Here is a 9,939-nt window from a genome sequence, read left to right as displayed (position 1 = left end):
GAGGTGCCGAGTGGTGGGGCAAGAGCGTTTTGGTTACTTTTGCGCTTTTCAAAAGTGACCCGCTGTAAGAGCGGAACCCATAGTCGCCATTACAAAAATAACGGATATGCCCCCGATTCATCGCGCCCACCCCGGCCTGCGCTTCTGCACAAACGCCTGAGTCCCCTCAACCCCTTCCTCACCACAAACCGCCTCGGCAAACCACTCGGCAGCCTGGTCCAACAACGGCCCCAAAACCTGCTCACCACTGGCCAGCAGCAACGCCTTGGTCCGCGCATTAGCCCCCGGAGCACACCGCAAAACCTGCCCCAACACCTCATCCAGCCGCTCCGCCAACGCCTGCGGATCGTGCTCCACAAAATGCACCAACCCCAACCGCAGCGCCTCAACCCCATCAAACCGCGCCGCCGTCAAAGCCAGCCGCCGCGCCTGGGTCAGCCCGATACGCTTCACCACGAACGGGGCAATCTGCGCCGGCAACAACCCAAGGCCGGTCTCCGGCAACCCAAACTGCGCCTGATGATCCGCAATCGCCACATCACTGACACACACCAACCCAAACCCGCCGCCCAACACGGCACCCTCAAGCACCACAATCACCACCTGCGGCAGCGCCTCCACTTCCTGCAACAGCGTGCCGAACGCCCGGTTCAACGCCTGCAAGCCTCCCGCGGCTCCCGCGCGAGCCATGTCCTTCACATCGCCACCGGCCGAAAAATGCCCACCCGCGCCGCTGATAACCAACGCCCGCACGCTCTTGTCCCCAGCCACATCGGCCAGTACCGCACGCAGTTCGTTGACCATTTCCAGGCTCATGGCATTGCGGCTGTCCGGCCGATTGAGGGTCACATGCAGCACCCCGTTATGCGGTTCCAGCAACAACGTGTTCACGACTTCTTCCCCGGCAGGGTGCCCATCAATTTGCAGATGATCCCCAGCATGATCTCGTCCGCCCCACCACCAATCGACACCAGCCGCACATCGCGATAAGCCCGGGCCACCGGGTTGTCCCACATGAACCCCATGCCGCCCCAATATTGCAGGCAACTGTCGCTGACTTCCCGGCCCAGGCGGCCGGCCTTGAGCTTGGCCATGGAGGCCAGGCGCGTCACGTCCTGGCCCTTGATGTACTGCTCGGTGGCCTGGTACACCAGCGCCCGCAGGCATTCGATTTCGGTGGACAGTTCGGCCAGGCGGAAGTGGATCACCTGGTTGTCGATCAGCGCCTTGCCGAAGGTCTTGCGTTCCTTGCAGTAATCGATGGTGCTGTCGATGCAGTACTCCAGGCCCTTGACCATATTGGCCGCGCCGAACAGCCGCTCTTCCTGGAACTGCAGCATCTGCATCATGAATCCCGCACCTTCATGGCCGATGCGGTTGCGCTGGGGGATGCGCACGTCGTCGAAAAACACCTGGGCGGTTTCCGAGCTGTGCATGCCGAGCTTTTCCAGGGGCGGGCTGACGCTGATGCCGGGGGTGTTCATCGGCACCATGATCAGCGACTTGTTGATGTGCGGCTTGTCGTCGGAGGTGTTGGCCAGCAGGCAGATGAAGTCGGCGCTCGGTGAGTTGGTGATCCACATCTTGCTGCCGTTGATCACGTAGTCAGTGCCGTCCTTGCGGGCATGGGTTTTCAGCCCGGCCACGTCGGAGCCGGCGCCGGTTTCCGAAACGCCGATGCAGCCCACCTGTTCACCGCTGATGGCCGGGCGCAGGAATTCTTCGCGCAATTCATCGGAGCCGAAGCGGGCGAGGGCCGGGGTGCACATGTCGGTCTGCACGCCGATGGACATCGGGATGCCGCCGCAGCGAATGCTGCCGAACTCTTCGGCGGCGACGATCGAGTAGCTGTAGTCGAGGCCCATGCCACCGAATTTTTCCGGCTTGGAAATACCCAGCAAACCGAGGTCGCCGGCCTTGCGGAAGATCTCGTGGATCGGAAAGCGTCCGGCCTTTTCCCACTCATCCACATGCGGGTTGATCTCGCGCTCGACAAAGCCACGGACGGTGCGACGCAGTGCTTCGTGTTCCTGGGTGAAGATCATTTTTATTGTTCTCCCTATGGGGACGCGGGGCGTCCCGGGCTGCATTCCCACGCGGGGCGTGGGAACGATCATCAAAACCGCGCTGCACCAAAGCTGTTGGGCTGTAGTTGCCGCACCTCGGCCTCGTGGCAGATGTCCAGCAGAAACCCGAGCAAGGTTCGTGTATCACGTGGATCAATCAGCCCGTCGTCCCACAGGTTCGCGCTGCCATAAAGGGCGGTGGACTGGCTGTCGAGTTTCTGTGCGGTGACCTGTTCGAGCATGTCGAGCACCTTGGGGTCGGGCACCAGGCCGTCTTTCAGTTGCTTGGCTTCGGTGACGATCCGCAGCACCTTGCCCGCCTGGGCGCCGCCCATCACGGCGGTGCGACTGTTGGGCCAGGCGAAGATAAAACGCGGGTCGAGCCCACGGCCGCACATCGCATAGTTGCCGGCACCATAGGAGCCGCCGACGACGATGGTCAGTTTCGGCACCCGGGCATTGGCCACCGCCTGGATCATCTTCGCGCCGTGCTTGATCACGCCTTGCTGTTCCGACTCGGTGCCCACCATGAAGCCGGTGGTGTTGTGGAAGAACAGCAGCGGTGTCTGGCTCTGGTCGCACAGCTGGATAAATTGCGCGGCCTTGCTCGCACCCTTCGGGGTGATCGGCCCGTTGTTGCCGATAAAGCCACAGGCGCGGCCCTGGATATGCAGGTGGCCGCAGACGGTGTGCGGGTCGAACTCGCCCTTGAATTCGAGGAAGTTGGAAGCGTCCGCCAACCGCGCGAGGATTTCGCGCACGTCGTAGGGCTTTTTCGGATCGTCGGGGATCAGCCCCAACAGCTCGTCAATCGGGTACAGCGGCTCGCTGTAAGCGCGCTTTGGCACAGGCGGCAAGCGGTCATCCCACGGCAACAGGCTGACAATCTCACGCACGATGCGCACGCCGTCAGCGTCGTTTTCCGCCAGGTATTCAGCGGTGCCGGCGGTTTGCGCATGCATCTCGGCGCCGCCCAGTTCTTCATCGGTGGCGACTTCGCCGGTGGCGGCCTTGAGCAGCGGCGGGCCGGCCAGGAACAGCTTGGCCTTGCCACGCACCACCACCACGTAATCCGAAAGACCCGGCTGATAAGCGCCGCCCGCCGTGGCCGAGCCATGCACCACGGTGATCTGCGGCAAGCCCATGGCCGACATCCGCGCCTGGTTGGCGAAGCTGCGGGCGCCTTCGACGAAAATCTCGGCGGCGTAGTTGAGGTTGGCGCCGCCGCTTTCTGCCAGCGTCACCACCGGCAGTTTGTTTTCCATGGCGATCTGTTGCAGGCGCAGGGATTTTTTCAGGCCAGAGGGGGAAATGGTCCCGCCCTTGATCGCGCTGTTGTTGGCCACCACCAGCATGCGCACGCCGCTGACGTAGCCGATGCCGGCGATCAACCCGCCGCCAGCGGCGCTGCCGTCCTTGTCATCGTGCAGTTTGTAGCCGGCTAGGCTCGCCAGTTCGAGGAACGGCGCGCCGGGGTCGAGCAATAAATTCAGGCGTTCCCGTGGCAGCAGTTGCCCGCGCTTGTCGAACCTGGCCTTGGCTTCGGCGGCCTTGCCCAGCAGGTTTTGCTCCAGCTGGCGCAATTGATTGACGCCCGTGAGCATCGCTTCGCGGTTCTGCGCGAATTGCGGGCTGTGGGCGTCGAGTTGCGAGTCGATCACCGGCATGGCTTATTTCTCCTCCTTGAGCACGTCCGGCAAGTAAGCCCGGTGGAAACCATTAAAGGACACGCTCGGCGGTTGCGCCTTGTGCAGCGGCCAGGCGCGGCTGCCCAGGCTGGCGGCGCCGTCGATACGCAAGGTGCTGCCGCTGACGAACGCGGCGGCGGGGCTGAGCAAGAACACAATCGCCGCGCTGACTTCCGATTCGGTGCCGATGCGCTTGAGCGGAACATGCTCGCGCAAGGTCGGGATCACCGCCTTGAATGCGCCTTCGTAGGTGTCCATGCCGCTGGAGGCAATCCAGCCCGGCGCCACGGCGTTGACCCGCACCCCGGCGTAACCCCATTCAACGGCGGCGGTCTTGGTGAGGTTGTCCATGCCCGAACGTGCCGCACCGGAGTGGCCCATGCCGGGCATGCCGCCCCACATGTCGGCGAGCATGTTGACGATGGACCCGCCGTGCTTGCTCATGCTCTGGTTGAACACTTCCCGGGCCATCAGGAAACCGCCCACCAGGTTGGTGCGCAACACGGTTTCAAAGCCCTTCTGGTTGATCGACGCGAGCGGCGAGGGGTACTGGCCGCCGGCGTTGTTCACCAGGCCATGAATCGGGCCGTGCTCCTGCAGGACCTGGCCGACCAGTGCCTTGACCGCTTCTTCATCACGAATATCGCAGGCCTGCCAGCTGGCGCGACCGCCGTCCTCACTGATCTCCGCCGCCACCGTTTGCAGTTTTTCCGGCTTGCGCCCCACCAGAATCACATGGGCGCCGAGGGCTGCCAGCTCGTGGGCGGTGCAACGGCCAATGCCACTGCCGCCGCCGGTAACGATGATGGTCTGCCCCTGGAACAGGTCGGCTTTGAAGATCGAGTCGAAGGCCACGGCGCGGGTCCTTTAAGTGAATTGATCGGCAATGTGCTGCGGCACGGCAATCGGGATTTCCAGCAACTGTTGGGCGAAGGCCTTGCCTTGGGGATCGATGCGCAGGCTGGCAATCCCGCCGCCACCCAGGGCGTTTTCCAGCAGGAAGTTCAGGCTGTGGCTACCGGGCAAATACCAGCGCTCGACGCGGCCGTGGATCGGGTCGAGCACGTGGCTCATCCAGTCGACGATCACTTCGGGCGTCAGTGCCTCGGCGATCCACGGCAGGTAGTCGGGCTCGCGGGCGATCACCCCGATGTTGCTGTGGTTGCCCTTGTCGCCGGAGCGGGCCACGGCCAGCTTGACCAGCGGCACGTTGGCGTCGGCGCGGCCTTGGGGTTTGGGCGGGTCGATCAATGCGATCGAGGTGTTCAGCGGTTTGGCGACGGGCAATTCGCAGGCATGCCGTTCGCCAAGGAAGTCGACGTGCAATTGGCAGGCGCTTTTATCGATCAGGAATGAAAACAACCGAATCAGCGGGTACACCGTAGGTCGCCCGCCGACGATTCCGGTGAGCCCCGGCGCCATGCCGGTGGCCGCCTGGGCAATCTCCCGGGCGAACAGCACCAGCGCCTGTTTGCTGGGGTGACGCACCGCCAGTTTCACCACCACTTCGCGGCAGTCCTGGCGTTGGGCATGGGGGCCGTAGGTGGCTTCGCTGCCCAGCAGTTCGATGTTGATGTCGGTGTAGGGCGCCCAGCCGCGCTGACTGAACAGCTCTGAGGTCTTGTTGATGATCGCCTGGCTGACCCGTTCGGCCTTGGCCACCGCGTCGATCCCGGCGATCAGGCAACTGGCGGTGCAGCGAAAACCATCCGGGTAGGTGGCGCTGACCTTGTATTGGTCGGTGGGCGGCAGGCCTTTGGCGCCGTGCAGGTGCACGCGGTTTTTGCCTTGTTGCCGGAGCTTGACCTGGCTGAAGTCGCAGATCACGTCGGGCAACAGGTAGGCGCGCGGGTCGCCGATTTCATACAGCAGTTGCTCGGCGACGCTCAGTTCGCTGATCAGTCCGCCGGTGCCCTCGACCTTGCTGACGGTGAACTGGCCGTCGGCACTGACCTCCACAATCGGGAAACCGATGTGTTCGTAGTCCGGTACCTCCCGCCAATCGGTGAAGTTGCCGCCGGTGCACTGCGCGCCGCATTCGATGATATGCCCGGCCAATGCCGCCTGGGCCAGGCGGTCGTAGTCCTGCCAGGACCAGTCGAATTCATGCACCAGCGCTGCGCTGACCACTGCGCTGTCGACCACACGGCCGGTGATGACGATATCGGCGCCCAGCTTCAACGCCTGCACGATACCGGGCGCGCCGAGGTAGGCGTTGGTGGATACGCACATCGGCGGCAAGGGCGCGCCGCTGAACATGTCGGTGACGCCGTGCAGTTGCTTGAACTGCGGTTGCAGGTCATCCCCCAGCAGTACGGCGATCTTCAACGGGATTCGGGCCTGGTCGCAGGCCGCCTGCAACGCGGCGGCGCAGGCCTGGGGGTTGATCCCGCCGGCGTTGCTGATCACGCGGATGCCCTGGCGCTGGATATCCGCCAGCAGCGGCGTCAGCACCTCGACGAAATCCGTGGCATAGCCGGCCTGGGGATCTTTCATTCGCGCTCCGGCGAGGATCGACAGGGTGACTTCCGCCAGGTAGTCGAACACCAGGTAATCCAGCGTGCCGCCGTGCACCAACTGCGCGGCGGCGGTGCAGGTGTCGCCCCAGAAGGCGCTGGCGCAGCCGATGCGTACCGTCTTGTTCATGGGGCGTCCTTCCTCTGGTTTGCTGATACCAACACTACCAAGCAAGCGCTTGGTTTGTAAACTCTGGTCATAACTTTGCCCCAAGCGCTTGCTTGGTTGGCTGCCACGGCCTAAATTGCCGCCCAAGACGTAACCAGAAGTTAAGGAGAGCAGCATGGATGAGCAAAAAGCCCTGCGGGTGATGCGCACCATGGTCGAAGCCGGCCAATTGACCGACCCCGACAGTGCCCGTGGCAAGCTGCTGCAAACCGCGGCCCACCTGTTTCGCAACAAGGGTTTTGAGCGCACCACCGTGCGTGACCTGGCCGGCGCGGTCGGGATCCAGTCCGGCAGCATCTTTCATCACTTCAAGAGCAAGGACGAAATCCTGCGGGCGGTGATGGAGGAAACCATCCACTACAACACCGCCCTGATGCGCGCTTCCCTGGCCGAGGCGAGCAACGTGCGCGAGCGGGTGCTGGCGCTGATTCGTTGCGAATTGCAGTCGATCATGGGCGGCAGTGGCGAGGCCATGGCGGTGCTGGTGTATGAATGGCGTTCCCTGTCGGCCGAGGGCCAGGCCCAGGTGCTGGCCTTGCGCGACATCTACGAAGAGATCTGGTTGCAGGTGCTGGGGGAGGCGAAAAACGCCGGTTACATCAAGGGCGATGTGTTTATCACGCGGCGTTTCCTGACGGGCGCCTTGTCCTGGACCACCACCTGGTTTCGCGCCCAGGGCAGCATGACCCTCGAGCAACTGGCCGACGAAGCCTTGCTGATGGTGTTGAAAGCTGACTAGCCCTTTCGCGCAAGCTATTAATTGTGTGGCAGAAAGTTGTCTCGATAGACAAAAACGCCTAGCTTAGCGGGATCAAAGTTTTCGACGGTGTGTGCCTTGATGTTTTCGCCTTGGCGATTGGCTGCAGGACTCTCAATATGGGCACTTGGCGCACTGTGGCTGATGCCTGCCTCGGCCGCCCAACTGGTGAGGGTCGGTGCTGCGCATTTCCCGCCATACACCGTGCGCCCGGAGCAGGGCGCCGACACCGGGTTGCTGCCGCAACTGGTGGAAGCCTTGAACGCCCTGCAAACCGACTACCAGTTTGTGCTGGTACCCACCTCGATTCCCCGGCGTTTTCGCGACTTCCAGCAAGGTCGGGTGGACATGGCGATCTTCGAAAACCCCAAGTGGGGCTGGCAGGATATTGCCCACACCGATGTCGACATGGGCCTGGAGGATGCGGAAATCTTCGTGGCCCAGCAGGAGCCCGGTCGCGACCAATCGTATTTCGCCGACCTGACCGGCAAGCGCCTGGCGGTGTTCAGCGGCTATCACTACGCGTTCGCCAACTTCAACCCCGACCCCAAGTACATGGCGGAGCACTTCAACGCCACCTTGACCTATTCCCACGACAGCAACCTGCTGATGGTCGCCCGGGGCCGGGCCGACATCGCCCTGGTGACACGTTCCTACCTCAGTGATTTCCTGGTGCGCAATGCCGATACGGCGGGGCAGTTCCTGGTGTCCGAGCGGATCGACCAGGTGTACCACCACTATGCGTTGCTGCGGCCCAAGGCGCCGATCACGGGGCCGGCGTTCGCCGGGCTGCTCAAGCAGCTGAGGGACAACGGCCAGTTGCTGAAGATCTTCGAGCCTTACCGCATCGATGTAATGCCGGTACCGTGATCGTCTAAATTTTTGCCCTCGGCTCACGTCACTTGTTGAACTGTCGACGATTCGTGAGCCCATCCCATGTCCAATCTGAATGACCTGTCAGTGCTGCCCTTGCCGGCGGGACCCGCCCTGAATGCTGATGAAACTGATAGCCGCCTGAGCCTCACCCTTGAGGGCCAGCCGCTGATTCGCCTGCGCCTTGAGCGGGGTGATGAGGTGCAGGTGCATTTGCAGGAGCCCGCCAGTGTGCCGGCTGCCCGTGCCTTGTGGGCGGCGTGTTATTGGCTGTTTGCCAGGGAGCCCGGGCGTCAGCGACTGGTCTGGTGTCTTGAGCATGCGCCGGAAGATGCCTTGCGCAGTGGGTTGCTGGTGGCGACCGGGGTTGCCGGGCAGTTTCATTGCGAGCGCACGCTGTTCTGGCAGTTGCCGCAACCGTGGCTGGGGCAATCTCTCACGGGGGCTTATCCGCAGCAGATGATCATCAGCGGCGGCAAGCGTCATCCTGCCCGTGCGCCGAAGCCGCGGGGCGAGGTGTATCGGCGGTTTGATGCGCGGCTGGGGGCGTGGATTTCACTGCGTACGGTGGAGATTGATGTTGATCTGGCGCGCTTCAATCGTTGGCAGAACAGTGCGCGGGTGGCGAATTTCTGGCAGGAAACTGGCAGCCTGGAACAGCATCGGGAGTATCTGGACAAGCTGGAAGCGGATCCCCATGCGTTGACGTTGATTGGCTGTTTCGATGATGAGCCGTTTGCTTATTTCGAGGCGTATTGGGCGAAGGAGGATCGGATTGCGCCGTTTTATGATGCGGCGGATTACGATCGCGGGATTCATATGCTGGTGGGCGAAGAGCACCACCGTGGTCCGCACAAGGTAGCGAGTTGGTTGTCGGCGCTGGTGCATTACTTGTTTCTCGATGATCCGCGTACGCAGCGTGTGGTGGCTGAGCCTCGGGCGGATAACGGGAAGATGATTGGGCATATGCAGAATCAGTGTTTCCACTGTGAGAAGGAGTTTGATTTTCCTCATAAGCGGGCGGCGTTGATGATTCTGGGGCGGGAGCGGTTTTTTGAGCGGTGTGGGTTGGTTTGACTGAGCAAAAAATCTGAGTGCACGAAGATCAAATGTGGGAGCGGGCTTGCTCGCGAAAGCGCAGTGTCAGTCAATGCATGTGTGACTGATCCACCGCTTTCGCGAGCAAGCCCGCTCCCACATGGGATGTGTGGCGCGTCAGGCCCGCCGCGCAAACGTGTCGCTATGGGTCCCGGAAACCTTCCGGCAATGCACCAGCGCATCGCGAATCATAAAGTTCACCAACGTCGGTGAAACCCCCAGCTCCTTGGCAATATCCTTCTGCGGCACCCCGTGCAGCCGGTACATCTCAAACGCATAACGCGTGCGCTGAGGCAACTCGGTCAAGGCGTCGGCAATGTTCTCCAGCGTCGAAAAGTTGATGTGCGAGGTCTCAGGTGAAGCGCCGTGAATAACCACATTCAAGCCTTCCTCTTCCGTGCCGGAATATTTCAGCTCCAGCGCCTGCTTGCGGTAGTGATCAATAGCCAGGTTGCGCACGATCTGGAACAGGTAACTGAGCTGCGCCTTGAACGATGACGTGATGGTGGGGGCCGATTGCAACCGGAAGTAGGCGTCTTGCACCACGTCTTCGGCGCGGGATCGGCAGCCGGTAATACGCGCTGCGATCTTGACCAGGATCAGTCGATTGTCGACGAAGGCCTGGAGTAGGGGTGAGTCGCACCTGCCTGTGGATACTTGTTCCGTCATGGAAATCACCTTGTTGCAAGAGAAGGTTGGGGGGGGGCGTCCTTGCTGAGGCCTCCTACACATCGGGCAACAAATTATGCTTAATGATAATGATTGTCAAATG

The 9,939-nt window shown here is 62.1% G+C and carries 9 protein-coding genes; 3 read left to right on the top strand and 6 right to left on the bottom strand.

The window, feature by feature from the left end:
- Nucleotides 1–117: 117 nt before the first annotated feature.
- The 5 genes from A462_RS27800 to A462_RS27820 all read right to left on the bottom strand — a co-directional run bounded on the left by A462_RS27800 (nt 118) and on the right by A462_RS27820 (nt 6,400).
- Nucleotides 118–891: an enoyl-CoA hydratase/isomerase family protein gene (locus A462_RS27800; RefSeq protein ID WP_008431696.1), complete on the bottom strand. Its 774-nt coding sequence runs from the start codon at nt 889–891 to the stop codon at nt 118–120.
- A complete protein-coding gene (atuD, locus tag A462_RS27805) occupies nt 888–2,045 on the bottom strand; it encodes a citronellyl-CoA dehydrogenase (RefSeq protein WP_003209038.1) in 1,158 nt (385 codons plus the stop codon). Before atuD ends, A462_RS27800 begins: the two co-directional genes overlap by 4 nt.
- A gap of 71 nt (nt 2,046–2,116) precedes the next feature.
- On the bottom strand, nt 2,117–3,733 hold the full coding sequence (gene atuC / locus A462_RS27810) for a geranyl-CoA carboxylase subunit beta (protein WP_008431693.1): 1,617 nt from the start codon (nt 3,731–3,733) through the stop codon (nt 2,117–2,119).
- A gap of 3 nt (nt 3,734–3,736) precedes the next feature.
- Nucleotides 3,737–4,609, bottom strand: a complete 873-nt coding sequence (locus tag A462_RS27815; protein WP_008431689.1) for an SDR family oxidoreductase — start codon at nt 4,607–4,609, stop codon at nt 3,737–3,739.
- A gap of 12 nt (nt 4,610–4,621) precedes the next feature.
- Nucleotides 4,622–6,400, bottom strand: coding sequence for an acyclic terpene utilization AtuA family protein (locus A462_RS27820; RefSeq protein WP_008431687.1), 1,779 nt, complete (start codon nt 6,398–6,400; stop codon nt 4,622–4,624).
- Nucleotides 6,401–6,554: 154 nt separating this feature from the next.
- Between A462_RS27820 and A462_RS27825 the strand changes: the two genes are divergently transcribed.
- The 3 genes from A462_RS27825 to A462_RS27835 all read left to right on the top strand — a co-directional run bounded on the left by A462_RS27825 (nt 6,555) and on the right by A462_RS27835 (nt 9,146).
- Complete coding sequence (locus A462_RS27825) at nt 6,555–7,178, top strand: TetR/AcrR family transcriptional regulator (RefSeq protein ID WP_008431685.1); 624 nt, start codon at nt 6,555–6,557, stop codon at nt 7,176–7,178.
- Between the two features lie 99 nt (nt 7,179–7,277).
- A complete protein-coding gene (locus tag A462_RS27830) occupies nt 7,278–8,066 on the top strand; it encodes a substrate-binding periplasmic protein (protein ID WP_083853176.1) in 789 nt (262 codons plus the stop codon).
- A 66-nt stretch (nt 8,067–8,132) separates the two neighbouring features.
- The gene (locus tag A462_RS27835; RefSeq protein ID WP_008431680.1) at nt 8,133–9,146 is read left to right on the top strand and encodes a GNAT family N-acetyltransferase; all 1,014 of its coding nucleotides are present in this window, start codon (nt 8,133–8,135) and stop codon (nt 9,144–9,146) included.
- Between the two features lie 138 nt (nt 9,147–9,284).
- Here A462_RS27835 and A462_RS27840 read toward each other — a convergent pair whose 3' ends face one another.
- On the bottom strand, nt 9,285–9,836 hold the full coding sequence (locus A462_RS27840; RefSeq protein WP_003209024.1) for an RNA polymerase factor sigma-70: 552 nt from the start codon (nt 9,834–9,836) through the stop codon (nt 9,285–9,287).
- Nucleotides 9,837–9,939 lie beyond the last annotated feature (103 nt).

It is taken from the genome of Pseudomonas sp. Ag1 (assembly GCF_000278565.1).
Taxonomy (GTDB): Bacteria; Pseudomonadota; Gammaproteobacteria; order Pseudomonadales; family Pseudomonadaceae; genus Aquipseudomonas.
Note: the sequence above shows the minus strand (reverse complement) of the source record. Positions and strands in the feature narration are given on the sequence as shown.

What these genes read in the sequence shown, in the direction of transcription:
- atuD (WP_003209038.1), bottom strand. Translation starts at nt 2,045, where the DNA reads ATGATCTTCACCCAGGAACACGAAGCACTGCGTCGCACCGTCCGTGGC.
- atuC (WP_008431693.1), bottom strand. Translation starts at nt 3,733, where the DNA reads ATGCCGGTGATCGACTCGCAACTCGACGCCCACAGCCCGCAATTCGCG.
- A462_RS27820 (WP_008431687.1), bottom strand. Translation starts at nt 6,400, where the DNA reads ATGAACAAGACGGTACGCATCGGCTGCGCCAGCGCCTTCTGGGGCGAC.
- A462_RS27825 (WP_008431685.1), top strand. Translation starts at nt 6,555, where the DNA reads ATGGATGAGCAAAAAGCCCTGCGGGTGATGCGCACCATGGTCGAAGCC.
- A462_RS27830 (WP_083853176.1), top strand. Translation starts at nt 7,278, where the DNA reads ATGTTTTCGCCTTGGCGATTGGCTGCAGGACTCTCAATATGGGCACTT.
- A462_RS27835 (WP_008431680.1), top strand. Translation starts at nt 8,133, where the DNA reads ATGTCCAATCTGAATGACCTGTCAGTGCTGCCCTTGCCGGCGGGACCC.
- A462_RS27840 (WP_003209024.1), bottom strand. Translation starts at nt 9,836, where the DNA reads ATGACGGAACAAGTATCCACAGGCAGGTGCGACTCACCCCTACTCCAG.